A 26415-nucleotide genomic window follows, 5' to 3' on the forward strand; every position below is an offset into this window, starting at 1 on the left:
TATGGCTAAAATATTATCGTTAAATGAGTGATTTATGGTCATCTAAGAAATTCAGCACAGCAGAAAATCTTGATATCAATCAAGTATAAGGAAGATGGCGGTTTTTCAAGAATTAATGCTTAAGCGCACAACCAGCGCTGACAATTTGCAGCGCCTTGTCGTCGTTTTCGGTCTAAATGCTCACAGTATTCGGTTAATGCGGGTAATGCTCCTACAGCACCTTTAAATAACGCACCAAATTCAGTGGTGATTTTAAGCCAATTCTCTGCGGGGATGTTGAGCCTATTCAGTATGTCCTGACTACTTGAACTAATGGCACCACGCTTATCTTCTCGAATAATTCGACCGGTATCTTCAACCAGTACAATGTAGTCTTTCACGCTGAACATGAGCCCGTTAGGCATATTGAGTCGCTCATTACCCACAAACGGTAATAGCTCAGATGGTTGCTCGTCTCTCATTGCTGAATTTATTCGACGCTGAATACTGGTGTAATCTGAGGTTTCTGGAGTTGTTGCCATTTTGGCGCGGATAGGGTTTAAATCGACATAAGCCATACAGGCTAAAACTGCGGCTTCATCAAGCAAAGCCTGAGATTTAAATCTTCCTTCCCAGAATCTTCCGGTACATTTATCTTCTTTGTTGGCCATTCTGGCGATGGGCTCACTGAGTGAGCGCATAAACCAACTGATATCAATTAAGCGCTTACGGTATTCAGTAATGCATTCATTAACCGTTTGAAGCTCAAATGAGTTAAGGTCTTCTTTCAGGTATTTGTGTGTGAGTAACGTGCCCTTAAAGCCTTTGTGCCATTGAATGAGCACTTCTTTATCTGACCACTGTTTTGCTTTATCAGCATCGACTTTTATAACCACATGTAAGTGATTGCTCATCACGGCATAAGCACAGATATCAATGGCAAAGATAGTCGCTAATTCTAGAATCCGGGAGTCGACCCACTCACGGCGATGCTCAAAGTTCTCACCTGTTGAATTATCTATTCCACATAAGAATGCCTTACGCACTACACGAGAACAGCAGTGGTAGTAAGGTGTATCTTCCAGGCTCACGATTGTCTGTCTTGGTCTGGCCATCTTTAATTACCGTTTGGAAAGGGTAAATAAAGCGTAGTTCACTGTTTATTATTTCGCCAACCATTATGGGTGGCCATGTTATTTGCCTGTTATTTTTTCATTATGGGTGGCCATGTTATTTTTCTAGGTGGCCATGTTATTTTTTCAAGACAAAAACTTCGCGAGCAATATCAAGATCCTATCGTACAACGCAACATTGATTTAGACATGGCACTACTTGATTGTTATGCAAAGGAACTCGCACAGGTTGAATGGTTCATTGAAAAACAGGCCAAAAACCATAATCCCGTCTATTTAGAATTACTGAAAACAGTACCAGGTATTGGCAAGATTTTGTCACTGACAATCCTCTATGAAATCGGTGATATCAGTCGATTTGAGTCAGTACAAAAGTTTGCTTCATACTCTCGATTGGTCAAATGCAAAGCAGAATCAGCGGGTAAAACCTATGGCACCAATGGCAATAAAATCGGTAATGCTCATTTGAAATGGGCATTCTCAGAAGCAGCGGTGCTTTACCTGCGAGGCAATGACAAAGCACGTAACTACCTTAATCGATTACAAAAACGAATGAGTAAAGCAAAAGCGTTGTCTGCACTGGCACATAAGCTTGGCCGCTGCGTCTATTTCATGCTGAAGAACAAAACGGTGTTTGATGAACAACGATTCTTAAAAGGATAAGTCGCGCAATAAGGTGAGCTGAACGTCTAACTAGATACTCTTAAAAAGAGAAGCGAGCATGACCGTGAATGATGTGGCTAATGAAGCAATGACTTCTCACCATCATCACTATGCCAAATGCTATTTAAGCTACATCGCCTTGATTAGACACCTTATTGGCGCGCATTAATGAATACAATCAACAAAGTCGTTTACACCCTAAATGAGCCTGAAACTAACTGTGCAAAAAGCACCTCTGACTTGAATAGTGCCATCTTAGGGTTAACCGATAAATGTCTCGGCTTTGGCTTCCTGCGTCGCTCTACCTCCTAAATCCATTTAGTCGTAGTGCCCCTGACATTTCAAAGGAATGAAAAGCGTCAGGCAGCGATAAGATCGCACTAAGAGAGCCTCTATATGTGTTTGCTGTAAACGATGATTTGACAGCTAAATGACAGACGAAGTAGATGAATTTGTTGATTGATTTTAATTTGACAGCAAAAGCAGTCAAATAAGTTAGGCGCGCCTATTGACTGGCGGAAGGCTCATATGTGTTATAAGCACACGGCACCATTGCTAGGCTTACATTTGTTTAGCGATAAACTCTTTTCTATTTGTTCGGAGTATTCTAGTGCAGCTTGCATAATTAATGTCGTAACTCCAAATTCATGCTGCTCTTTATCAAAACACTCAACCAACATTTCTAATTGTGAATCGCTATAGTCTTTAGTACTCGATAATCTACGTAATTCTGCCGTTGAAAGGTTGGAAATATATTTTACCTGAACTTCAAATTCTTGGCTTTCGTCAAGTAGCGTTCTTACCATCATCGGCTTTTGTTCTAGTGTGCTGTGAGAAATATGAACATTGTAATTTCTAAGTATTTTTATTAAATGAAATATTGGATTTACTGATTTATATATTCGATATTCTGCCTTTGGTAAATTTGGATATACTTCTTTTATATACTCTTCAATTCCAACAAACTCTGATAAGGCGGCTATAATATAGGCTGCATCCTTAGCATTATTACTTATCATTGATTTATCAGGTTTACCGCTCACTTTTACAAGCATATAAATAACACCGCAAAAGCGATCATAAATGTCTATATATTGCTTTAGTACTTTCGGCGTTTTTCAAGACAGTTGTCGCCTAAATTGTTAAGCAGCTTCTTTGTGTTGCTCTGGATTTAACTCCACAGCCCCTATGGGCTGCCAGTTTCGCTCTTCTTTTGACCATCGTTCTGGATGTTCATTTCTTTTTGTCTGATACAACACTTTTCGCTTCGCCAGTATCTCTACATCAAGACCATCATGTCTCTGGTTTGGTGTCACAAACTTAATCCTGCTATGTCGATGCTCATTGTTGTACCAATAAACAAATTCTTTTACCCATTTACGCGCTTCATCTAACGACTTAAAACCTTCGCTAGGCCAACGTGGATGATACTTTACCGTTCTAAACAGTGATTCTGAGTACGGATTATCATTACTCACCCTTGGGCGACTTCGTGAGGTCACAACGCCTAAATCGTACATCTTAGCTCGCATCGTTAGGCTCTTCATGGGCGCGCCATTATCAGAGTGCAACACGACATCTTTCTTCAAGCATTTCTCTGCCCAAACGCTACGCTCTAGCAGTGCTGCTGCTTGCTCACCTGTTTCGCTGTAGTGAACTTCCCAACCGACGATTTTTCGACTGTAAATATCTTCAATCATGTACAGATAATAGTGTATTCCTATCACCGTTGTAGGCAGGTAACTGATATCCCAACTCCACACTTCGTTCGCTTTTTTAGCCGTATAACTGGTTGGCTTTTTATGAACATTTCTCGGCTTAGCTTTGCCTCGGTGGTGCAGCATGTTTTTAGTATGTAATACACGGTAAAAACTCGACTCCGAAGCAATATACTCACCTCTATCGGCGAGTATCGGGACAATTTGGCTTGGTGGTAATGAGGCAAACTCTTCACTATTACACACATCAATCACGGCTTGTCTTTCAGCATGACTCAGTTTATTTCCAGGCTCTGGCCTCATTGCGGTTGGCCTTTTATCTGCGCTAATCTCACCGCCTATTCGCCAACGCTGTAAGGTTCTACTTGATAATCCAATCACGTCACAGGCCTTATCTTGTCTCGCGCCTGATGCTACTGCTGTACTGACCCACTGCGCGTGCTTCTGCCTATCGGTCAGCGAAATCAGTCTTCCTCTTTTTCCTTCCAATAGGCATCGAACTTTTTTCCGAGTACGAGTAAAGCAGCCGCTTCCGCTAACGCTTTATCCTTTCTACGTAACTCACGTTCTAGCTCGTTAATGCGTTTTTTGTCAGTCTTTTGTCCAGGTGTTGTCTTGGCTTTACTTGTCAGTGTTGTGCTTGTATTACCGGCAATGCAAGCTTGCTTCCATCCGTTGACTTGCTCAGGATATAACCCCTTAGCTCGGCAATATTCACTTAACTCAACTGCCGACAGAGAGGCTGTTTCCAATACCACTGAAAACTTTTCTTCACTTGACCACTTATCCGATGAACTGACTTTTGACACGTTTAACCCTGAGGTATTAAATTGCTTTTGCCAACTATACAGGGTTGAGAGATTAATGCCTTCTTGCTCTGCAAACTTACGAACCGACAAACCACTTTGACTAAACTTGTTTAATATAGCTTCTTTAAATTGACCTGAATGCCTTTGATAATTCACTTGCTGTAACTTACCGCTCCCTGTTTATTTGTAAATTAATTGAGGCGACAACTATCCTGACACAGGGGGCTTTGCTGGGTTCAGGAATTATTAAATATCCGGATTCCACCTTCGTATGTTGTTCAAAATCTATGCGCAAACGAAACTCCAGATTAGTGCTTATAACGCTTATTGAAGGGCAAATGAAAATTAAAGTCGCCCTTTAACTTATTGATTAATAACATCCTACATTTACTATCTTATTGTTGTAAAGCAGTTTTCTTTGACGTCACTTACAAATAAAAGCGGGCTTGCGCGTTAAAAGTGGACTCTATATTCGCTAAAAAATTATAATTCATTAATTTCAATGCATTAAGAAAACCTCTATTTATTTTTAGTACAACTTTAGCTTGATTATTAGCCGATTTAGCTTGGGAAGTTACTAAACACCATTACAACACCTGTAAAGCTTGCCACCCCTTATTATCCTTTAGGTAAACCAAGAATTTTCGTAAATAGGTTTCAATGAAACAGCCCAAATTCAACTTTGAACTTGAGGCCGTTGAAGAATTTTTCCAAAAGAATACGTGAGCTGGCCAACGCATGCACCTCACTAAACTATTCTTTAAAACTTGCTGATAAGACAAACATTGACAGCTTCATCATGGTGGTTTGCGAGCCGACCGTCCGACCCATGGACGGGTCGGTCGAGCTACATGGATGTACTCGCGCGTGTCGGTAAGTGAATGCCATGTTGAAGCCAAATAAAACCTTACAGTTACATGCTTTGCAATGGGCGAAGCGCCACGACGTTAGTGGTCGCATGCCATAAAAAAGAGTCCCGGCTCAAAGTAATGCCGGGACAACGTGAGGGGGTGTATTTAACCTTTTGCCATAAACTAGTTAAAACGGGGCAAAACTATCCAGTGCAGCCGTTGGTGTTGTCCAACGTTCGCTTGCATCTATGGCTGGTCGCTTAGCGTCTTGTGGTGGTATTTGGCCTCGGTCGCCATATAGCCACAACACAAAGTTAGTGCGCTCGCCACTTGTTATTGGCTGAGCAGCATGAACCACATTGCCACGGTGGATCATCGCAGAACCTGGTTTAAAGGTTAAGCTATGTTTTTGCCCTGAAGCCAAATCAAAAAAGTCGACTGCAGAACCGGTAAAGGCTTCGTCTGGCAAATTTAAGTTAATGTTTAATGTGACCGCCGATGCATCCGTATGAGGACGAATAGAGCTGTCAGTATTTGGCTGATAATGAATCGAAAAACCAAATGTTTGCGTGTCGTACCCAATAATTTCAGGAAATAGCATCCGCGCGATTGGGCGCATATAGGTATTTAACATTTCACGATAAAATGCTTGGAAATTTGGTGCGGCAAGGTAGCCTTCTGAGCGGCTGTCGAGCATAGCACCACGGCGATTAAGCACAATGCCATAAGGTGGACGCAATGGAATTTGTGCATCCCATACGCGCTCTAAATATTCACGCAAATCCGCTAGGCGCTCAGGGTCGAAAAACTGCAACTCAAATACACCAGGTGCCACTTCTTGCAGCAGCTCTTTAACTGCCACTTCTTTACTTGGGTCTTGCCATGCTTGAGTGACCGCATCACGTAAACGTTTATCAAGTAATGAACTGTCGAGTGTAAGTAAGTTATCTTGCTCGGTTTGTTGCCACTCGTTCCAGGCATCACTGAACAACGCTTTATGGGTATGCCAAAACTGATGTACTGATGGATCGCGGCGTAACATGGCTTCTCTTGACGGTAATGCAATGGCACGCGCTTGCTGTAATTGATTAAATGACATAATGAGTAACACTCCTATTCTGTGGCTCGGTGATCACTATCACCTTGCGAGGAGCTCAATTTATTACATCTATTTACATGAATAAATAACACGCACAAGCAAACAGAATTAAGATTTTATTTATAATAGCGTAAATAAAGGCCTTAGTTTTAACTGTTTTTCTAGCTCGAACTCCATTACTCATGAGCATTCAGGGTATTAACTACTAGCAGAGACAATGCGTCAAATGCACGGTGAACAGGCTCAAATAACCCAATAATATTGTCGAAATCAGGATTAGCCAGAATTGTGCCTGTGAGTAATTAACCACATCACAGTAAATTTGGGGTATCTATACCCAATCAGGATAAATAGGCGATCAAAGATTGCGTAGAAAATCGCTTAGAATAAGGCAGATATTGCAGCGTGCGTGTTCTACCTTCAACATTTCTAACGACGTTAAAAGCGGTTTTAACCAGCAAGAATGATCACATTTTTGTGCTGATTATTGATTAGTATAAATGCGCTTGCTAGCCGGCAGGAGTCAATAGCCTCATCCACTCATCCGTATTCGCTAAAATGAATGTTTTTATCTGGTTATCTGTAAACGTTAACTCAATGGCATCAGTAGAGAGAGGTAAAATCCCAGCACCTTTGGCCATAGATTTTTTAACCTTGATGATGTGAGAGAGTTCAAATGTGTATGAGTACAAGGCCAAGCTGTTTATTGTATGGTTCGAAATTGATATGTGATGTGGTCAGAGTGAGTTTACCATCTGACTTAGCAACCCCAGCTTGTAGTGTTGCTGTAACAGACTTAATTAGATTTTCCATGTCATCCTCCTCAAAGCGCTAAAGCTTGATGTGTTTGCGCTTCTCACAAAGCTTCTGTTTTAACTTAAACCCGCATTAAATTCTGACACACCTCACCGAAAACATATACTCTTTTGAGCTGGTCGCACGGCGGATTTCAGTTTTATGCGCATTCCACCACGAGTATGCAAGTGTGCGAATAATAGCTTGGTTATCGGTTGCACTGGTTGCGGTCAAAACTCGGTGTACGCCCCCTGTGTAATGTAAAATCCGTTCCATTTAACGCCTGCAGGTCTTGCAAAAAACTGCTGCTTATTAACTAGTGCTGGTTCGAATTTAGTCAATAGCCCATCAGCTTGAACCTCTTTTAACTGTAAACCAATATGTTGCTCACCGCCGCGCCAGCCGTTTTTGTGCACCTCTGCTTCAGGCATGCCTAAGGTGCGCTCTAGGACTTTCCAATCTTCATCGGTGGCAACTCGCCAGCCCGCAGGGCAAGGTTTCGTTCATCTGACACATCATGCCAGTTGTACAAGCGGCCGTATGTTAATAGGTTTGCCGCATCATTATTTAGCACTGCGCCCGAGCGCACCGCTGAACCATCTTGAAACTGAGTACTGCGAAGGTTTTCAGCAAGCCAAACTTGATCGCCAATACTCACAGTGAGGTACACATTACCTTCTCTGTCTTGAACAGTATTGTCGAGTTTATGTAACTCGCTGTTGATACCGCTGGCCGATGCCGCTGTTGATGCCATGACCATGCATGCTCCTATCGATAAGATGAGTTGTTTCATAATGAGTCCCCTGCATTACCTTTAAGCAAACAACTTTAGCGCTCAAATCAGTATCAAACTAGGCGATATACTGTCTAAAACATGCCTATTTGTATCAATGTGCGATTTTAGCTTCTAACTCGAGTAAGGGGGTTGAATGACTCCATTGCTTAGGCGACTTGCCATACATACGCTTAAATTCTCGACTAAATTGCGACGAGCTGACATAACCTACCTTCATAGCAGCTTCACTGACATTCATACCGGTGGCGATTCTCATGGCGGCATTGTTAAGGCGCATCGATTTCATAAATTGAATAGGCGACATTCTGGTGGCTTGTTTAAATTTACGATGAAAAACCGCCCGGCTCATGCCCACTAACGAGGCTAAATTATCTATGGTGACATTTTTATCCAGGTTAACAGATAAATAATCAATAGAGCGCGCAATCTCATTACCCACACCAAACGCCCGTCTGGCTGAAATCCCTGCGTCCCCTTTTAATACGGCGAAGTACAGCTCTCGCAATCGGCTTTCGCCTAGTATTGAGGCATCCGAGGTGCCATCGAGTTGCAATAGTCTCAGTAACGCATCCGCAAAGGCGTCATCCCAGTTTGCAAGAGAAAGCCCTTGTGGCTGTGTGCTGCTTTTAGGTTGTTTAATGGTACCAATGGTATTTTCCATTTCGATAGCAAGCTCTGTCATTACTTTAGTATTCAGTGAGATGTAAACACCCAGTAGTGGCTCATCGACTGAGGCTTCTGGCGTGCCTGCCTCTACGGGCAAAGAAACGGTGCAACACATGTACTGGCTGTTGTCGTAGATATACCTTTCGCCTTCAAGAATCGCCTCTTTTTTGCCATTCAAAATGACGATGATGGTGGGATCATAAACCGCTGGCGAGCATGGAATGGCCTGAGTGACCCTGAACAAACTCACCCCCTTTATACTGGTTTCAATCATACCCTCACCAGTAATGCGTTTTTCGACTAACTGCTTTATTTTTTGTCTCATCACTTTTACCTAAAAACAAAATTGATACAAATAGGCATATTTTAGACACTAATACACCTATTTTAAGCCAAAATTGAGAGTTATAGTGTATTCAAGATAACGATACTACCGCAAAAAGCAACATGCAAATGAATTAACGGTGATATCGCAGGGCATCACAACACAGGTAACGATTATGACAAATATGCTAACAAAACAATTTGGTAAAAAAGGTTGAATCCCAGAGCGTATTGGCTCACTTAAGGGGAAAACCTATGTGATCACTGGCGCTAACAGCGGCGCAGGCTTTGAGGCATCTCGCATTTTGCTGAGTAAAGGTGCCAAGGTTGTGATGATGAACCGAAACCCTGACAAGTCAGCAACGGCCATTGAAGCGCTAAAATTGTCTCTAGGCCAGCACATTGATGTAAGTTTTATTCAGGTCGATTTAGGTGAGCTAGGCTCGGTGCGCACTGCGGCAAACGCGTTACTTAACTTAACTCCGTCAATCGATGCGCTTATCTGTAATGGCGCCATTGCACAGGTCGCAAAACAACAAATAACCGTTGATGGTTTTGAAAGCCAACTCGGGGTCAATCACTTTGGTCACTTTTTGCTTTGCGGGCTGTTGTTTGATCGTATCAATGAGTCAAAGGGTCGCATTGTGATGGTGGGTAGCAACGCTTACAAGATGAGCCTTAAGCGCATTAAATTTGAAGACCTCAACTTTGACAACAAATACACCGCTTGGGACTCATACGCACAAAGTAAACTGGCACAAATGATGTTTGGTTACGAACTGCAGCGTCGTATAAAAGCGGCAGGCAAAAACGTAGAGGTACAAGTGTGTCACCCAGGCGCTTCTCGCACAAACTTGTTAAAAGATACTGCCAGTACATTTAACAAGATTTTATGGGCGGTGATGTCTCGGGTTATAGCACAATCTGCAGAAAAAGGCGCATGGCCAGAGGTGATGTGTGCAACAGAGCAAGGGCTGCAATCGGCTGCGCTTTATGGCTCGACTAAACGCGCCAATACTGTTGAAGCCGGTGAATCAAAATAAACTCGATAGCATCGCACTTAATCAAGACATGGCAGCCAAACTGTGGACGCTATCACTTGAAAAAACATCACTAAACTGGTCGCTTTAATCTAGGGTCATCGAGTGAAAAAAGCGCTACTCTTAAATTAAACGATTGAGCTACGCGGCTAGTTCACTTGTCTCGAGTCATTAAACCTAAGTGATACAAATGAACTTCAGTAAAATATGCATCCCCCCTGAATTCTAGAAACAAAAAACGGGATTGGCTTTTACAAACCAACCCCGTTTTCATATGAGTGCTTAGCGCTTAATTTAGCACTTAAATTTAGTGTTTATTTAACCAGCGCTGGCGTGCGTGGAGGAATAACGCGCTTGTTGCCTGTCGATTCAAATGCACTCGCAAAACTTAAAAGGTTGTTGTCATCATAAGCACGGCCTGCAAACGTTAACCCAACAGGCATGCCAATATCAGCCATCACGCCCATTGGTACGGTCACTGTCGGCACACCTAAGTGACGAATTGCCAGGTTGCCGTTAGCCACCCAAACACCATTACTCCAGGCGATATCTGCCGAAGCTGGGTTTACGTGCGCATCAGCAGGGCCAACATCAGCAACCGTTGGGAACAACACGGCATCGAGTTTGAGCTCGTCCATCCAGTCTTCTAGATCCAACTTGCGTGTTTTCTCTAAACCGCGCAAACCATCGGGAACACTGTCGATTTGGTTATACGACTTAAGCCCTCTTTTGGCCATGTTGACGTACTCATCCATACCAGCAGCTAAATCACCTTCACGATTTGGCAAGGTGCCTAAATCATGCGGGAAAATCAAATGGCCGTTCACGTCAGACAGTTTGTTTAGTTTAGGGTCATTATTGGCGCGCAAGAATTCATCTAAAGCCCAGCCAGAAAGCTCCCACAGCTCATCTTCCAAAAACTCAGGCGTCACTATACCGCGGTTGTATACGGTCGGCGCACCAGGGCGATCGCCTTCGCAATTTGACACCAGTGGAAAATCAACTTCAATGACTTCAGCACCCGCGGCGACCAATGCTTTACGAGCCGCTTCACAAAGGTCGATGACCGATGCCCGAGTATTGATGCGCTGACCGGTTGGGCCGCCAATACCTGGGTTTTCGCTGGTGCCAGCCAATTCATCTTTATTGATAAACATACGTGGCAAGCCGAAACGCTTACCTTTTAAGGTGTCAGCTTGAGCCGCAAGAGCCAAATAAGATTGTGGACGCACACTTGAGGCTTTTGGGATTTCAACCCAAGGTTGCAAGCGCCATAAGTCACCGCGAGTAATAGGGTCGTCGGCAACGATCACATCAAGCACTTCTAGCATATCAGCCATGGTACGAGTGTAAGGCACCACGACATCCATGGTCGGTGTCAGTGGCCAATTGCCGCGTACAGAAATCACCCCGCGCGAGGGCGTATAGGCGCACAAACCGTTATTTGATGCAGGCCGCGGCCGCTCGACCATGTCTCTTCGGCTAAGCCAAAAGCAGAATAACTTGCGGCGGTGCCAGTACCTGCACCATTCGAAGAGCCAGAAGCGAAAGGCGCGGTAAGGTAATTGGCGTTATATGGGCTTTCTGCACGGCCATAATGGCCGCGTTGCATGCCACCATTAGCCATAGGCGGCATGTTAGTTTTGCCAATACATATCGCTCCGGCTTCACGCAGACGTTCAACGGCAAAAGCATCGTATTGTGCCACTAAATCTTTAAAAGCTGGGCTACCTGACGCCGCCGTTAACCCCTTAACGAGGTAGCTGTCTTTTGCGGTATAAGGAATGCCATCTAGTGGACTCAATGTTTCGCCACGAGCCCTTCGTGCATCTGACGCCTCGGCTTCTTTTAGCGCCTCTTGATTTCGCACTACCAATGCATTTAGCTTAGTTTCTGTCGCTGTAGCCATCGTAAGCATCAACTCGCGCTAAATATGACTGCACCAATTCAACCGATGTAGTACGGCTCCGATTCGAGCGCATTACGCAGCTCAGCAATGGACACCTCTGTTACTTCGAACATGTTAAACCTCTTCTTTAAAGCCCGTGGCTCTTAAAAGTCATTATCGAGAGACAGTGGCTTAACATTCACTGTCTTTCTTTTTATTTTGGTCTAGGTTTTTATTTACTGTCCAGCGGGGACTTGTTGAGTAATACAATGGATATTACCGCCGCCCAATAAAATTTCACGGGCAGGCACACCGACAATCTCATACTCAGGGAAAATATCTTGCAATTTTTGTGCAGCAATATCATCTGTTGCAGGGTCGAGCAGTGGGAACACAATGCGCTGATTGGTGATTAAAAAATTCACATATGAGCCAGCCAAGCGCTCACCCGCCGTGCGTGGCACCCCGGTACCCACTTCTACGCCTTGGGCTTCTTCTTCGGTGCAATACAACGGATCCGGTTGTGGCATTAAATAAATGTTTAACTTACGCCCTTGTGCATCTACCGCATTTTGTAACACCTCTAAAGCCGCTTTTGAGCGAGGATACTGTGGATCGCTTTGATCATCAGTCCAATGCAAAATCACTTCGCCTGGGCGCGCAAAACAACATATATTATCGATATGTCCGTCGGTCTCATCCATGTACACGCCGTCTTCCAACCAGATAAACTGCTGCACATTTAAATACTCAGACAAATAAGCTTCTATCTGTTCAAGAGTCAAATCGGGGTTGCGGTTGCTGTTAAGTAAACACTCAGCACTGGTCATGCAGGTGCCTTCACCGTCGACATGAATTGAACCGCCTTCAAGAATAAGCGGCGCGCGATAAGTATCAAAACCATGTTGAGCATTCATTAACTGCGCAACTTGCTCGTCTTTATCCCACGGAGAGTACAAACCACCGTTATGACCACCCCAGGCATTAAAGCCCCAATCAATACCGCGGCATTCGCCCTTGGCATTTACCACCACTGTCCAGCCAGTATCACGGCCCAGCAATCGTCGCTATCGATTTCAACCAAGGTGACATGAGCAGGCATAACTGTTTTAGCCTGTGCTAAAAATGCCTTGGGAACGCCCATGTATACTGGTGTTACAGCGCCAATGGCATCGGCAACGTTTGCAAATGTTGTTTGAGCATAAGCCCCTGCTGCGCGCCAGTTGTCTGGGCGATATGGCCAAAGCATCCACACAGCTTGCTGAGCCGCCCATTCGGCTGGCATGTGAAAACCATCTTGTGATGGCTTTGTAGATAATTGTGTGGTATCCACATTCGCATTGGTCATGAATTTTGGTCTCCAGTAATGCTGAAAAACGATAATATTATGTGCCCTAATATAGGACGACATTCTGGGTGAATTTGAGCTTAGTCAAAATATGGCAAGTATCATATCATTTAAGCCTGTTTGCGCTAAATACTTGTATGCAGGGCATTGATAACTATTTTTAATATAGAATATTTTACCGCAAGATAACTAACCAACACATATCGGGCGAGACTCTGCGCCAAAAAAAGCCCCCTTTGTCGAAGGAGGCTTTCGCTAACCATTAAATCAATCTAATGATTCGTTAGTTTTTACTTCTGCGGGTTAATAGCCCAAGTCCAAAGACACCCAATAGCAACTCAAGTAACCCTACGCTACCACCGCTGCTACTACCAGATGTGGTAGTCGCTGTAGAAGTCAGTACCCCAACCGTGACTGGGTCGACAATAGTTCCATTAGCTTCGCCATCTTCATCAAGCTCTCCGCCATCTGTAATACTCACTTGTATCAAGTTATCACCAATGAGTTCCCAATAATCTTCTGCAACCACAACCGTACTGCCGTCATCCTTAACTTTAAGCAACGCAAAGTCTGTGGGTAATGCACTGCCAAAATTAATGGTAACGGAAATCGTACTACCTTCAGCAAGGCCTGTGACGTTGTAGCTAAATTGCGGCATAGGATAAGTATAATCAGTCCCTGTTGCTGTTGTTGAAGACACAACAAGGCCGGTGACACTACCCTGGTCAACCGTAATAGGCTGGCTATAGTTGTAAATGTAGGTGCCATCATCAAGTAACGTCATAGGAGCGCCTGCATCTTCAAGGTCAGCTTCAGCACGATACCTCACCACAGTATCTTCATACCCTGCTTCATCTGTTGAAGTTTCCATCCATACCGCATACAAATTATCACCGTTAGGCTTCATTCTGAGTTGTGATTCAAAGTCAGGTTCGCCTTCTGGATCTAATGGCACGGTAATATTGGCAGATAACAATTTAAGAGGCTCGTAAGTGCGGCCACCATCTCTGGTTTTGGTGACAAACACATCAAGTTCTGTACCCGTACCAATATGCGCTAAGGTATTTTTGATAGAACCCCAAGCAACAATAAAGGCATTAGGATCTTGGCAATTTTCACCATCTGGTGCAGTCGCTAAGTCACAGGCAGAGGTACTACTAGGCGCCCCCACAATCCGCGGCTCTTTAATGTCGACTTCTAATGCTGGTAAATAATTGGTCAAGTTTTGGGTGCCAGTCCAAGTATTACCGCCGTCATAACTACGGCGAGTGAAGAAGTTATAGTTATCTTCGGTTGTGTACTTGGCCAATGCCCAGTCTGATGTGTAACTGTAACCAAACAAGATAGTATCACCACGAATAGCACCGCGGTGTGCTCGGGCATCTTCAAGGTTATTATTCTCAGTTGTGATGGTTAATGCTTCAATGGTCTTAGTTGAGTCATCAGTGGTGACTTCTGCAAATGCATTAGTACTTAGGTTAACGGCACCTGGGTTGCTAATACGATCTGACAGTGTGATAGGGGGAATGTGGTCTCTATCAGCATCAGTTAAAAAGTAATTACAACCACCCGCTTCTTCATAGGTGACATCTAAAACAGCATCACCGTCGGCAACCTCAACGACATTACCTATACCGTCTACATAACCACCAACACCATCAGGATAAACAACAGTTCCAGTCGATGTCAGTACATAACGGGTAAACGTTGTAAAGCTGGTATCGACAGCAGGGGTAAAATCAAGCGGGGTTAAACCTGTGTTAGTGGCATCCTCTCCCACTACGCCAATGCGGCCCATGATGTCAGAAGAGCCACCCTGGTCATACGCCCCTTCTTTCCAGAAAACCATCAACTTGGTACCACTTTGATTAATGGTTTCATCCATGCCTGCAACTTGATTGTAAAAGAAGCGTACGCGTCGAGCATTTTCTGCAGGATTACTCAGCACACATCCTATACGTGCAGGGTCTTCCCAATCGGGAGACTGATAAACATCACTGACCACGCCTTCAGTATCTGGATAGGATACTTGTACATCTTCACCATTGTAAACGGTATCATCATCGGTAAAGTTGCCTTTAGCGCCAGGTTGATTCTGATTTTTAGAATTCCCCGTTGAGCTGCCGCCTTTTTGTAAACCGGAACTGAATGCGACATTAATATAACTTGCGGGTGGCTGGTCAAAGGTAAAACGGTGATAACGCACAACCTTACCAAAATCGACACCTTCACCGCCGCCCTTGGTTTCTTCATAGGCAATAATCGTCACAGGTTTTTGTCCAGGTACTTGGATCATACCTAAATTGGCTCGTGATGCACCTTCTTTACCGGTTTCGACAAGTAATGGCTGAGTATCTAAACAATCTGATGAGGCCGCACAGATTGGGTCAAGGTAGCCGGTTAGCTCTGTAACAACGTCATCCCCTTCACGCTTTTTGAATGTTTTAAAGTTGTTGGTCACACGAGACACATTGGCCGCAAATGAAATATCAGCAAGCGCGGGCGCTTTCATGTCCTCAATATAGGTGTACCAAATATCGGTACCTTTATTGACATTTGCCCCACTGGCACCATCGCCAGGATCATCGGCATCTCCTGTTTTTAAGCCTTCAGGATCTTCTTGCCATGCAACGTTCCACGCCACTTTAGTACCGTCACTATAGCTAGTCGCTCGGGGGGTATTTTGCTTAGCATCACGCTCACCAAAACTTAACTGCTCGCGCTTCCACGTACCACCAGTAGGATTACTGTCAGCATCTACAGCACTAGGGTTTTTAGTATAAGCAATGTAAGTACAACTAAAGGGTAGCTGTCTTCCCTCACGGTCAAGGTAGGTTGCAGCTCCCTGATGATAATTATAATCAGGGATGTCATCATCAAGATTTGTTTCATCAATATCAATTGCAGGGCAATATTTATCAGCCCATGTCACAGCGACATAACCGCTCGCAGCAAAAATATTGGGTTTACCTGAGTCACCGTAAAAATCAGCGAGTGACACATCGCCATTGACATCTGTTACCCAGTAACTTTGTTTAGATGTTTTGCGTGCCGTATCAGAAATGTTGACCGCTTGCCCCCAGGTCGCACCGTCATCTTTTGATACGCGTATAAAAATATCCTGTGCAGGACGCTCTTTTTGCGCTTTCAAGTCATAAACAGTCTGGCTTTGGCTATTGCCATAAGCATAGGCACTGATTAAATCACCATTGGGCAACCGGATTATTTTACCTTTTGACGCTAAATCTTCTGTGAGTACCCCATCGTCATCATGAGGAGATATAGCGGTTACCTCACTTGCTAAGGCAATCGAACACACTGCGCTTGAAAGGTAGGCAGCGGCCATACAATAGAGTAGTTTTTTAAATTTCATAATAAAATTTCCTTATTGTCATTATTCAATGAAAAATCTTATTGTTAATTTCCTATCACCAAATTCCTATCATCAAATCCCAAATGAATTGGATAATTTATATACAGCAATGACCGCGCCATAATGATAGCCGCACAAAAAATTTTCGATAAACACTGATAAATATCAAGTTTATGTGTTTGATTGATATACATAGTTTTTGTTTTTGTTAACATAATTGTCATAAGTGACAATTTTGTTGACAAAAATGGAGTCAGTTATGCAGATTAGCCAAAACCAAGGCAATGAAGATTTTGCCATTATGCTAAATGCTTATGATTGCCCAGCAATATTGGTCACACCGCAATACCAAATATTGGCAACGAATAAACACTATCTTGAAAGTTACGGGGCAATCGATCAAAGCCAAGCAGCTTATTGTTTCAAGGTGTCTCATTCTAATGATGCCCCTTGTGAGCAAGCAGGAGAGGCCTGTCCTTTATTTGCCGCGTGTGCTTCTGGCAAAAAAGAACGTGCACTGCATATTCATCATTCTCCCCATGGCAAACAACATATCGACATTGAAATTCTGCCTATTTTAGACCACAACGGAGAGGTCAAATATTGTGTTGAGTTGTTAAAATCAGTCACCCAGACCAACCCAAAAATTGGCAATAATGAAATGGTGGGTGCCAGTCCTGCATTTAATCAATTAGTCGAAAACATTACCCGCGTGGCACCGACAGATGCATCGGTGTTATTAGTAGGAGAAACCGGAAGCGGTAAAGAAATCGCGGCTGCAGCTGTGCATCTCGCCAGTAATAGAAAAGAGCATCCTATGGTGATACTAGAATGCTCAGGGCTAACTGAACCATTATTTGAAAGTGAGTTATTTGGCCACATAAAAGGGGCTTTTACTGGCGCACTGTACAATAAACAAGGCCTAGTTGAAGTGGCACACGGCGGAACATTGTTTTTAGATGAAATTGGCGACGTGCCTTATGAATTACAAATCAAATTACTGCGTCTAATTGAAACCGGCACATATCGCCCTGTAGGTAGTAGAGAAACCAAGCGGTCAGACTTCAGACTCATTTGCGCAACAAACCAAGATATTATTAGCATGGTAGAACGGGGCGAATTTAGGCGAGACTTATACTATCGTATCAATGTGTTTCCGATTCATATCCCCTCTTTAAATGAGCGAAAACAAGATATTCCACTGTTAACAAAAACCCTTCTTCAACGAATTGATCAAAGCGGTCAATATAGCGTGACAGATTGCGCCATCAACTTGCTCAAAAAACATGATTTTATGGGTAATATTAGGGAACTACGTAATATTTTGTCACGGGCATTAGTGCTATCAAACACCCTAATAATTGATCTGCATGTGATTAAAACCTGCCTTGAGATAGATCGTGAAATTAGTGGGGATTCAGGTTCGGCAACAGACTTGAAAAACAATGAGCTTAACTACCTAAGGCGACTTATTGACAGTGTCGATGGCGATAAAGATAAAGCCGCTGCACTGGCCGGTATTAGCACTCGCTCATTATACCGGAAGTTACAATAAACTCATGCAAAAAGCACAAAACAGGCCTCTTAGGCCTGTTTTGATTAAGCATCCACTTAGTAAGCAACACTTATACGTTGGTTAATATGCTTGGCATTTTCGGCTTCATCAACCATGGCTTTAGCAAAGTCCACAACGGAAACGCGGCTTTGACCCGCGGCATCGGTAAAGAATTCATCACCGCCTAAACGATATGGAGCTTCAGACTCACCCGGGAAAATCATTGCTGCTGGGCTAACAAAGGTCCAGTTTATCGCAGACTTGGTTGCACGAAATGCTGCTAATGCTTCACCTTGCGCAATGGCTTCAGCCTTGTATTCCTCAGGAAACTCAGGTGTTGATACCAACGTCACCCCTGGTGCCACTTCTAGGCTACCTGCTCCACCAACCCACAATAAACGTGGCGAGCCTGCTTGCGGTAAATATTGCAATAACTGCGCTGCAGTTTGAGCTACAACGTCATGATTTTGCGCTGCACGGCCACTGACCGAGGCGATGACCACATCAACATCAGCAAAAGCAGTTGCAACGTTTTGTGCTGTCATTTGAGTAATATCAAGGGTTCGCACGTTAATATCTTGGGTCACTTTGCTGGCGTCACGAACAACGGCAACCACGTCATGACCACGACCAATCGCTTCTTGGGTAATAGTGCCACCAATCCAACCTGTTGCGCCTAATACTGCTAGTTTCATGTTTTGTCTCGCTCTATTAATTAACAATGGAGCCAGTTTACAAGTAAGCATTAACGAGATAAATAACACCTATTGCGCATAATTGTTTCAAATAGAGACACAAACGAAGCTATATTTTCCCCCCTAAAAAGCAATCTAAACCCCGAGTTAACACGTATCTCATTACTCATTCAGCATGAGATTTTTGCCACCATGGCCGACACGACCAAACAAGCTATTAATATCGTCTGGTTTAAACGCGACTTGCGTTTGTCTGATCATCAGCCGCTTGTCGATGCGTTTAATCATGATTTGCCCTGTTTGCTGATTTATACCTTTGAGCCATTTATGTTAGCCGACGCCCATTACAACGAACGTCATTGGCGCTTTGTGTGGCAGTCATTGCAGGATATGAATCAACAGCTAAATCGATTTAAAGGCCAGATCTACATCTTTGACCTGCCGATCATTGACCTGCTGCAAGCGTTACATCAACAGTTTGAAATAAAAAATATTTATAGTCATCAAGAGATAGGTTTGCACAACAGTTTTGAGCGCGATAAAGCCGTAGCACACTGGTGTAATCAACAACATATTCATTGGCAACAATCACCCACTGGCGCCGTGGTTCGGGGGCGTAAACATCGCATTGCCTGGGATCAACATTGGAAACAAGTCATGAACAGCCCTATTGCGATCCCTCAATGGCAGCAATGCCAGATACAAACACTCAATCACTATCAAGTTCCGACGTTTGATGATGCTATCATAACCGCCAATGACCAGTTTCAATCTGGAGGATATAAGGCGGCCAGAGCAATACTGAGTAGTTTTTTGACTCACAGAGGTAAAAACTACCAGCGCAGCATTTCTAGCCCGAGCTTAAGTCGTACTCATTGCTCACGCTTATCGCCGTATTTAGCTTGGGGAAACATCAGTTTAAAGCAGGTATATCAAGCCACATTAACACGCTACAACGAGGCTAAAAATACAAACAAGGCGTGGAGAAAACCCTTACTCGCCATGATGTCGCGCCTGCACTGGCATTGTCATTTTATGCAAAAATTTGAAAGCCAATGCAGTATGGAATTCACCCCAGTGAATCCTGGATATCTTGATTACCCCTACCGCACAGATAGCCAAGTACAACAGGATCTTCAGCGCTGGGCAGAAGGCCAAACCGACATTCCGATTATTGATGCCTGCATGCGTTGTTTACGCCAAACTGGCTACATTAACTTTAGAATGCGCGCCATGTTGGTTAGTTTTGTGACCCACCATCTTAATATTGCTTGGCAACATGCAAGCTTACCTTTAGCTAATTATTTTCTCGATTTTGAGCCAGGTATTCACTACCCACAACTGCAAATGCAGGCTTCTGTCACAGGCATTAACACCATCAGGCTGTATAACCCCATTAAACAGTCACAGGATCAGGAATCCCTAACGGTGAGTTTATTCGTCAGTGGTGCCCCGAGCTTAACAACTTACCCAATGACTATATCCACCAGCCATGGCTACAGCCGCCCATGGAGGCGATTTTTAACGACATCGTTTTAGGCCGTGACTACCCCGAACCTATGATTGATTTAACTGTGGCATCACAAGCTGCCCGCGATCGCTTATGGTCATATCGCGAACAGCCACAAGTTAAACAACATATTACGGCAGTGTTAAATCGCCATGTGCGCCCAAAAGCCAAACGTACGAGCCATCGCCATGACACATAAAAAACCTCATCTGCCACACAAAGTCTGTGTTGTGTGCCAACGACCTTTTGCCTGGCGTAAAAAATGGGCTAAAGACTGGAAAAACGTTAAATATTGTTCTGAACGCTGTCGCCGGCACCAATAATTAAAGGTAATAACTATGACGATGCTTTACACACAGGCTTCACCAACATTGCTGCCGCAAACCACCACATTAAGACTCATTTTGGGCGACCAACTTGATGCATCTCACAGTTGGTTTAAGCAAGTTAGTCCAAATACAGTGTATTTGATTGCCGAACTAGGCCAGGAAGCCACCTACACCACTCACCATGTGCAAAAAGTTTGTGCCTTTTTTAGCGCCATGGCCGAATTCGCCAACGCCCTAGCTAATTGCGGCCACCAAGTGATTTACCTTACGCTAGATGAGACACAACATTACTCAGACTTGCCCACATTGCTTGAGCACATCATTACCAGCAAACAGCTCACGGCATTTGAGTACCAACAGCCAGATGAATATCGCCTAGCACAACAGTTAGCTGAGTTGGCCTGGCCAAATGTGACCAAAAACAAGTATGACAGCGAGCATTTTTTATTGCCGTTTGACGATATCAAGGCGCAATTTGCAGCTAACAAACATGTTAAAATGGAATTTTTTTATCGGCGTATGCGCAAACGCTTTAATGTGCTGATGCAAGACGATGAGCCTTTAGGCGGACAATGGAATTTTGACTCGCAAAACCGCGAATATTTTAAACAACAAGACCTCGCCGACATTCCCTCGCCGTTATTATTTGCTAACGATGTCAGCGCTATTTTAGCCAGGCTACAACGGCACAATATCAACACGATTGGTAAAGCACAAAGCCAATTATTGTGGCCGGTTAATCGCCGTCAATCTCGGCAGTTACTTGATTATTTTTGCCAGCACTTACTCATTCGTTTTGGGCGTTTTCAAGATGCGATGACCGAAAACAGCCGTGCCGATTGGAGCCTATATCATTCACGCCTTTCATTTGCCATTAATGCAAAAATGATTTCTCCCAGTGAAGTAATCAATAAAGTGATTCAATACTGGCAAGCCAATCAACAAGAAATATCACTCACCCAAGTTGAAGGGTTTGTGAGGCAAATACTGGGCTGGCGTGAATATGTACGCGGTATTTATTGGGGCAACATGCCCAAATATGCCACTAAAAATGCCTTACAAGCCCAAAGGCCATTGCCAAATTATTTTTGGATCGCCAACACCAAAATGAATTGCATGCACCAAGCCATCAAGCAGTCACTCGACTATGCCTACGCTCACCACATTCAACGGTTAATGGTCACGGGTTGTTTTAGTTTGCTTGCGGGGCTACACCCAGATGAGGTAGACCAATGGTATCTAGGTATTTACATTGATGCCATTGAATGGGTCGAAATGCCCAACACCCGTGGTATGACTCAATTTGCCGACGGCGGTATTGTCGCCACGAAACCTTACGCCGCCAGTGGCAACTACCTGAATAAAATGAGCGACTATTGCAAAAGCTGTCATTACAATGTCAAACTCAAAACAGAAGACAACGCTTGCCCATTCAACAGTTTATATTGGCACTTTATTCAGCGTCATCAGCAACACTTTAACCGTAATCCACGCATGACGATGGTGTATAAAAACTGGCAAAAAATGGATGAACACACCCAACAAGCCATTATTAATAAAGCCAATAACCTGTTGGAAAACATAGAAAGCTTATAACCATTGGCTGTCGAGATAGGACGATGTGATGGACAAAATATCTGCAATACGCAGCTTTGTTGAAGTAGCAAGCTGTGGCAGTTTTACCCAAGCGGCGGAGCAACTGGGTTTAAGCCGATTACAGGTTTCTCGGCACATAAAAGAAGTTGAGCAATGGCTGGCATTACGCTTACTGCACCGCACTACACGCCGAGTGAGCCTTACCTTGCAAGGTGAAGAGGCGCTTAATTACTGCCAACGTATTTTAAGCGAAGTCACCGCCATGGAAGCGCGCGCCCACAGCCACAATACTGAACTGGTTGGTACAATTAGAATCGCCTCCCCTATCGGCCTTGGACAGCAAAATCTGTACGATGTAGTCGAGGCTTTTTGCCGTCTTCATCCTCAGGTCAATATTCAATTATTACTGTCAGATAATGTCTCGCAATTAGTCAACGACAGGGTTGATATCGCTCTGCGTTACACCCACCAACCAGATGAAAGCTTAATTGCTAGACGTTTAATGCACATCGACAACGTCATCTGCGCCTCGCCAGACTACTTGGCGCAACATGCCGCCATTTGGGCGCCAAATGATTTGCTACAACACAATTGCTTACGGCACTCGAGCCAGCAACGTTGGGAGGTTATTGCGGATTCGCAATCTCACAAGCTTGATGTAAAAGGCAATTTACAGGCTAACGATATGGGCGTATTAATCAATGCTGCTCTGCGTGGAAATGGCATAGTGTGCTTGCCTACCGATTTGGCAAACCATTATCTAAGCCGCGCTGAACTAATCGAAGTTCTGCCCAATACCACGGCGCCGGGTAAAACCTTATGGGCGGTATACCTGTCACGCAGTTACCAACAAACCGTTGTTAGAGCCTTTATCGACTTTACCGCCAATGCCTGGCAGCAAGATATAAAAAAATGGCAAGGCGCATCACGTTAAACAAGCGTATCAATTAACAGCTGTTGTAATTGCTGTGCTTTATCTAGGCTTGCATCATGACCACAGTCTTCCAGTTTGTGTAACTGAGTGCGATAAAACAGTGCTAATTGCTCACTGCATTTAGGATGAGCGAGTTTGTCTTGATTACTCACCACCACCACAACCCGTACCCCAGTTAATTTAGGACACTGAAAACGCGCCGAGGCATAGAGTTGGCGTAAGCCATTACCAAAAGAGGTGTGACATTGCTGGCGCAGTTTGCTCCAGGCTGTAATCACTTGAGGATGTATTGCTAACTGTTGACTGGTAAACCTTAACACTGTGGCCTCTAACCAGTGATACGGTTTTGGGGGTTGACTGCCCGATACACGGTTTTGTATCGCATTGGTCAATACCTTTACTACCGCGGCCAGTAATCCCACCACTTGAAAACGGTGATACCAAGGCGATAAGTTTGCCGCGCTACTGTTAATCAGTACAACCTGCTTAATTCGCTCAGGACATTGAGCCGCCAAGGTTAAAACTAACATGCCGCCCATCGACAACCCCACCAGTAGCAATGGCGAATGCTCTAAAGGCTTATGTTGGGCGATTAAGGCGGCGTCTATTTGTTGCCAAACTGCCGCGCAGTAATCTTGCAGCGCCATCGGGCTCTTTTGTCCGGCCAAAGTGCCATTGCCGGGTAAATCAACACATATCACATTAAACAAGGGTGGGACTGTTCGCTGGCTCAATCGCTCATCAAATCCATACCAATGGCGACTGTCACGCATAAGCCCTCTTAATAACACGATGGTAGTCATGATTTAGCCTTTTTTAGACCAAAAACGATTAGCTTGTTGCGTCAAGTGTATCAACTGTGCGGGCGTTGTCTGCTCAATAATTTGAGCGTAAGCGGCATCAATCAAAAACTGCATTAATACAACATGGCGACGTAAAATACGCTGATGGCGATGGGATTGCTGTGGATTAAAATAACCTGGAAAGTTAAACAGTTGACGCGGATTTTTACGAACCCATGCCCAAGAGCCCATTTCTAAAGTGAGCGGAATTAACGGTTTTTCACTCGAGTTAGTGGCCACTAAATAGTCCCAAATATCACCATGAGTGCGATAAAATTGGCTTTGCGGCGCTAAACGATAATGCCCATGATGAGGATAGCCTGACTCAAACAACTGCATTAATCGATATATGTAGCCCATGCCCTCAAATGGTTGGCGTGTATGCGCATGGGGAAACCACACATGGTCTAACAAGCCAAAACCAGAATGGGCATCAAGTGCAATCACGCTGCTACTTTGATGCTGTAGTTGTTTGACGTAGTTAACAAGTACTTCGGTTTCAAGTTCCATCCCTGCTTTGCCTCGATACCAGGGCAATTTTGGCGATATGCGTTGCCCACCGACTAAAAATGTCACGTCCTCGTCAGAGTCAATCGGCGCATTACGCATTAAATCAACATTATTACCGTTGCCACGGCTGCCACGTAAAAAACCCACCGGATTCGCCACTGGCACAAACGCTAAGCGCACATGTTGCAACAATTGCTGTAAATGCGTGTCCCAAGGGAGTCGATTTAATAAGCTGGTTAAAAATGCCAACACCACTTGAGCACCAATACGCTCTACACCGTGAACGCCCCCCACAAATAACACTGTAGGACACATTTGTTGTTGCTGGCCAAGCTCAATGGCTGTTACCGATAACTTTTCACCTCGATAATATAAATCGGCTAAAGATTGATGCCTAAACAGGTGCTGATGCTGGGCGATTAACCGCTTTAACGTATCTATTTCGAAACAATGTTCAAATGAAAACTGGCCCATTCACTCTCATTCGTTGGCGACATAATCTTGATAAGTTAACTCGCCAATAAGACAGCTTAATGACATTAGCATAAGCTTGTTTTGCCCCAGCTAAACAACTGAGTTACATCATTTACAAAAATAGAACAAAACAATATAGATCAAATAATTACAAAACAGCAGGTCTTTATCGATCGAGCTCACATCACTCATCACACTCACTATTTATCATATATCGAGTTCCAATCATCTACAGGATTGTTTACATGAGCACAATAGAATCGATCACCTTAATGCTGGCACTGGTTTATAGCACTAGCTTGCTTTATTGGAGCGGCAAAAAATGGGGCGCTCTGGTCAGCGGAACACTATTAGTTGGCGCTACCCTTGCGAGTTTTTTTGGCCTTTATTATTAATCTTATTAGTTTCAGTTTTGGTTGTCACCGCTGTGGGGCAATACCGACCAGCCTTTGCAACAGCCGAAGGTAGGCCCAATACTATTAGAGAGTTCAGCCAACATTTTTTTGCGCTTTCAATGTTGTTAGTGGGTGTACAGTACGCAATTAATGCCGGACTATTGTACGCAGGTGAAACACCCTGGTTAATGCGACCCGATGTGGGTGATGCCTTTTTACCTATTGCAGGCGGCATTGAACTAAAAGCCATTTTAACCTTAGGATTGTGGGATCAAAACCACCCTGCTGCCGTGGTGATGTTGTGTGTGGTATTACTTACTGGTGTGCTGTGTAAGCGTGCATTTTGCGGTTGGGCATGCCCATTAGGATTAGCAGGAGAGTATCTTTATAAACTCAGAAAACGCTTTATTAAGGCAGAGCTATTACCACCAGCATGGTTAGATTGGCCATTAAGAATGCTTAAATACCTGTTATTAGTCGCGTTGTTTGCTTTGGTTATTTCAATGCCTTCAAACAGTATTCCACATTATTTATCAGGTAATTATCACAAAGTCGCCGACCTCAAAATGGCTGCATTTTTCCTTATGCCATCAATGGTGGCATTAATCTGCTTTGGGATGATTTTTATGTTAGCCGCCTGGCGCCGTCAGGGATTTTGTCGTTATATTTGCCCATATGGTGCACTACTTGGTTTAGTGAGCTTTTTAAGCCCGTTTAAAATTCGTCGTGACAGCCAACATTGTTTAATTGAAACAAAAGGCATGAAATGCGACAAATGCACTCGAGCCTGTCCGGCTAATATTTCGGTGCATACTCAAAAAGATATTCGCTCAGATGAATGCCAGGCTTGTATGCGTTGCGTATCAGCTTGCCCTAAAAAAGAGGCATTACAACTTAGTACTCGCAACGGTATCAACCTGTCTACTAGAGGGGTATTAATTATATTACTGACGGTGATGTTTATGGTGCCGTTATTTGCTTACGTGGGTGGATACTGGCACAGCCAAACACCTGATAACATCAAAATGGAGCTTATTCAAAAACTCGACCGTATCGGGCATTAGCATCCAAGGCATTTTCAACAACGCTCACT

The 26415-nt window shown here is 44.0% G+C and carries 16 protein-coding genes and 6 pseudogenes; 9 read left to right on the forward strand and 13 right to left on the reverse strand.

Annotated features, from left to right (window positions below):
* Positions 1-119: 119 nt before the first annotated feature.
* Positions 120-1094 (reverse strand): transposase, encoded by a 975-nt coding sequence (locus N4T56_RS15160; protein WP_261733811.1) that lies wholly within the window; start codon positions 1092-1094, stop codon positions 120-122.
* 138 nt (positions 1095-1232) lie between these two features.
* Here N4T56_RS15160 and N4T56_RS15165 point away from each other — a divergent pair.
* Positions 1233-1775: pseudogene (locus tag N4T56_RS15165) on the forward strand (IS110-like element ISShfr7 family transposase); the annotation flags it as partial.
* Positions 1776-1943: 168 nt separating this feature from the next.
* The gene (locus tag N4T56_RS15170) at positions 1944-2087 is read left to right on the forward strand and encodes a hypothetical protein (RefSeq protein ID WP_261733812.1); all 144 of its coding nucleotides are present in this window, start codon (positions 1944-1946) and stop codon (positions 2085-2087) included.
* Positions 2088-2308: 221 nt separating this feature from the next.
* Here N4T56_RS15170 and N4T56_RS15175 read toward each other — a convergent pair whose 3' ends face one another.
* The 6 genes and pseudogenes from N4T56_RS15175 to N4T56_RS15205 form a co-directional block, all read right to left on the reverse strand.
* Complete coding sequence (locus N4T56_RS15175) at positions 2309-2830, reverse strand: hypothetical protein (protein ID WP_261733813.1); 522 nt, start codon at positions 2828-2830, stop codon at positions 2309-2311.
* 87 nt (positions 2831-2917) lie between these two features.
* Positions 2918-4458 (reverse strand): IS3 family transposase gene (locus N4T56_RS15180; protein WP_261732418.1). Its coding sequence is split into 2 segments (ribosomal slippage): positions 2918-3993 and positions 3993-4458, totalling 1542 coding nucleotides; the frame shifts between segments, so codons are not numbered across the junction.
* Positions 4459-5340: 882 nt separating this feature from the next.
* Positions 5341-6252 (reverse strand): 2OG-Fe(II) oxygenase family protein, encoded by a 912-nt coding sequence (locus tag N4T56_RS15185; RefSeq protein ID WP_261733814.1) that lies wholly within the window; start codon positions 6250-6252, stop codon positions 5341-5343.
* Between the two features lie 672 nt (positions 6253-6924).
* Positions 6925-7065 carry a hypothetical protein gene (locus tag N4T56_RS15190; RefSeq protein ID WP_261733815.1) on the reverse strand — a complete coding sequence of 47 codons (141 nt, stop codon included), beginning with the start codon at positions 7063-7065 and terminating at the stop codon, positions 6925-6927.
* A gap of 212 nt (positions 7066-7277) precedes the next feature.
* Positions 7278-7840: pseudogene (locus N4T56_RS22855) on the reverse strand (fibrobacter succinogenes major paralogous domain-containing protein).
* Positions 7841-7934: 94 nt separating this feature from the next.
* Entirely contained in the window at positions 7935-8834 is a 900-nt protein-coding gene (locus N4T56_RS15205; RefSeq protein WP_390904070.1) for an AraC family transcriptional regulator, read from the reverse strand.
* 256 nt (positions 8835-9090) lie between these two features.
* Here N4T56_RS15205 and N4T56_RS15210 point away from each other — a divergent pair, with 256 nt between their 5' ends.
* Positions 9091-9876: an SDR family NAD(P)-dependent oxidoreductase gene (locus N4T56_RS15210; RefSeq protein ID WP_261733818.1), complete on the forward strand. Its 786-nt coding sequence runs from the start codon at positions 9091-9093 to the stop codon at positions 9874-9876.
* 311 nt (positions 9877-10187) lie between these two features.
* On the opposite strand, the pseudogene N4T56_RS15215 reads toward N4T56_RS15210, so the two are convergent.
* The 3 genes and pseudogenes from N4T56_RS15215 to N4T56_RS15225 form a co-directional block, all read right to left on the reverse strand.
* Positions 10188-11895: pseudogene (locus tag N4T56_RS15215) on the reverse strand (amidase).
* A 102-nt stretch (positions 11896-11997) separates the two neighbouring features.
* A pseudogene (aguA, locus tag N4T56_RS15220) lies at positions 11998-13109 on the reverse strand (agmatine deiminase).
* Between the two features lie 283 nt (positions 13110-13392).
* Positions 13393-16482 (reverse strand): choice-of-anchor O protein, encoded by a 3090-nt coding sequence (locus N4T56_RS15225; protein ID WP_261733819.1) that lies wholly within the window; start codon positions 16480-16482, stop codon positions 13393-13395.
* A gap of 259 nt (positions 16483-16741) precedes the next feature.
* On the opposite strand from N4T56_RS15225, the gene N4T56_RS15230 reads away from it, so the two are divergent.
* Positions 16742-18037, forward strand: a complete 1296-nt coding sequence (locus tag N4T56_RS15230) for a sigma-54 interaction domain-containing protein (protein WP_261733820.1) — start codon at positions 16742-16744, stop codon at positions 18035-18037.
* Between the two features lie 56 nt (positions 18038-18093).
* Here the strand turns inward: N4T56_RS15230 and N4T56_RS15235 are convergent, their stop codons facing one another.
* Positions 18094-18732, reverse strand: coding sequence for an NAD(P)-dependent oxidoreductase (locus N4T56_RS15235; protein WP_223419329.1), 639 nt, complete (start codon positions 18730-18732; stop codon positions 18094-18096).
* A gap of 192 nt (positions 18733-18924) precedes the next feature.
* On the opposite strand from N4T56_RS15235, the pseudogene N4T56_RS15240 reads away from it, so the two are divergent.
* From N4T56_RS15240 to N4T56_RS15255, 4 genes and pseudogenes are all read left to right on the forward strand, one after another.
* Positions 18925-20441: pseudogene (locus tag N4T56_RS15240) on the forward strand (FAD-binding domain-containing protein).
* Positions 20431-20565 carry a DUF2256 domain-containing protein gene (locus N4T56_RS15245; protein WP_261733821.1) on the forward strand — a complete coding sequence of 45 codons (135 nt, stop codon included), beginning with the start codon at positions 20431-20433 and terminating at the stop codon, positions 20563-20565. Before N4T56_RS15240 ends, N4T56_RS15245 begins: the two are co-directional and overlap by 11 nt.
* A gap of 21 nt (positions 20566-20586) precedes the next feature.
* Positions 20587-22167 (forward strand): cryptochrome/photolyase family protein, encoded by a 1581-nt coding sequence (locus tag N4T56_RS15250; RefSeq protein ID WP_390904126.1) that lies wholly within the window; start codon positions 20587-20589, stop codon positions 22165-22167.
* 28 nt (positions 22168-22195) lie between these two features.
* Positions 22196-23101 carry a LysR family transcriptional regulator gene (locus N4T56_RS15255; protein ID WP_261733823.1) on the forward strand — a complete coding sequence of 302 codons (906 nt, stop codon included), beginning with the start codon at positions 22196-22198 and terminating at the stop codon, positions 23099-23101.
* Here the strand turns inward: N4T56_RS15255 and N4T56_RS15260 are convergent.
* Both N4T56_RS15260 and N4T56_RS15265 read right to left on the reverse strand, forming a co-directional pair.
* Positions 23098-23904 carry an alpha/beta hydrolase gene (locus N4T56_RS15260; RefSeq protein WP_261733824.1) on the reverse strand — a complete coding sequence of 269 codons (807 nt, stop codon included), beginning with the start codon at positions 23902-23904 and terminating at the stop codon, positions 23098-23100. The genes N4T56_RS15255 and N4T56_RS15260 overlap by 4 nt on opposite strands.
* 3 nt (positions 23905-23907) lie before the next feature.
* Entirely contained in the window at positions 23908-24927 is a 1020-nt protein-coding gene (locus N4T56_RS15265) for a DUF2817 domain-containing protein (RefSeq protein WP_261733825.1), read from the reverse strand.
* A 245-nt stretch (positions 24928-25172) separates the two neighbouring features.
* Between N4T56_RS15265 and N4T56_RS15270 the strand changes: the two are divergent.
* A pseudogene (locus tag N4T56_RS15270) lies at positions 25173-26386 on the forward strand (4Fe-4S binding protein).
* The last annotated feature ends 29 nt before the right edge of the window (positions 26387-26415 follow it).

This window comes from Shewanella phaeophyticola (assembly GCF_025398315.1).
GTDB lineage: Bacteria > Pseudomonadota > Gammaproteobacteria > Enterobacterales > Shewanellaceae > Shewanella > Shewanella phaeophyticola.

Excerpts from the sequence above, each read along its gene's own strand:
- N4T56_RS15160 (WP_261733811.1), bottom strand. The coding sequence starts at position 1,094 with ATGGCCAGACCAAGACAGACAATCGTGAGCCTGGAAGATACACCTTAC.
- N4T56_RS15170 (WP_261733812.1), top strand. The coding sequence starts at position 1,944 with ATGAATACAATCAACAAAGTCGTTTACACCCTAAATGAGCCTGAAACT.
- N4T56_RS15175 (WP_261733813.1), bottom strand. The coding sequence starts at position 2,830 with ATGCTTGTAAAAGTGAGCGGTAAACCTGATAAATCAATGATAAGTAAT.
- N4T56_RS15185 (WP_261733814.1), bottom strand. The coding sequence starts at position 6,252 with ATGTCATTTAATCAATTACAGCAAGCGCGTGCCATTGCATTACCGTCA.
- N4T56_RS15190 (WP_261733815.1), bottom strand. The coding sequence starts at position 7,065 with ATGGAAAATCTAATTAAGTCTGTTACAGCAACACTACAAGCTGGGGTT.
- N4T56_RS15205 (WP_390904070.1), bottom strand. The coding sequence starts at position 8,834 with ATGAGACAAAAAATAAAGCAGTTAGTCGAAAAACGCATTACTGGTGAG.
- N4T56_RS15225 (WP_261733819.1), bottom strand. The coding sequence starts at position 16,482 with ATGAAATTTAAAAAACTACTCTATTGTATGGCCGCTGCCTACCTTTCA.
- N4T56_RS15230 (WP_261733820.1), top strand. The coding sequence starts at position 16,742 with ATGCAGATTAGCCAAAACCAAGGCAATGAAGATTTTGCCATTATGCTA.
- N4T56_RS15235 (WP_223419329.1), bottom strand. The coding sequence starts at position 18,732 with ATGAAACTAGCAGTATTAGGCGCAACAGGTTGGATTGGTGGCACTATT.
- N4T56_RS15245 (WP_261733821.1), top strand. The coding sequence starts at position 20,431 with ATGACACATAAAAAACCTCATCTGCCACACAAAGTCTGTGTTGTGTGC.
- N4T56_RS15250 (WP_390904126.1), top strand. The coding sequence starts at position 20,587 with ATGCTTTACACACAGGCTTCACCAACATTGCTGCCGCAAACCACCACA.
- N4T56_RS15255 (WP_261733823.1), top strand. The coding sequence starts at position 22,196 with ATGGACAAAATATCTGCAATACGCAGCTTTGTTGAAGTAGCAAGCTGT.
- N4T56_RS15260 (WP_261733824.1), bottom strand. The coding sequence starts at position 23,904 with ATGACTACCATCGTGTTATTAAGAGGGCTTATGCGTGACAGTCGCCAT.
- N4T56_RS15265 (WP_261733825.1), bottom strand. The coding sequence starts at position 24,927 with ATGGGCCAGTTTTCATTTGAACATTGTTTCGAAATAGATACGTTAAAG.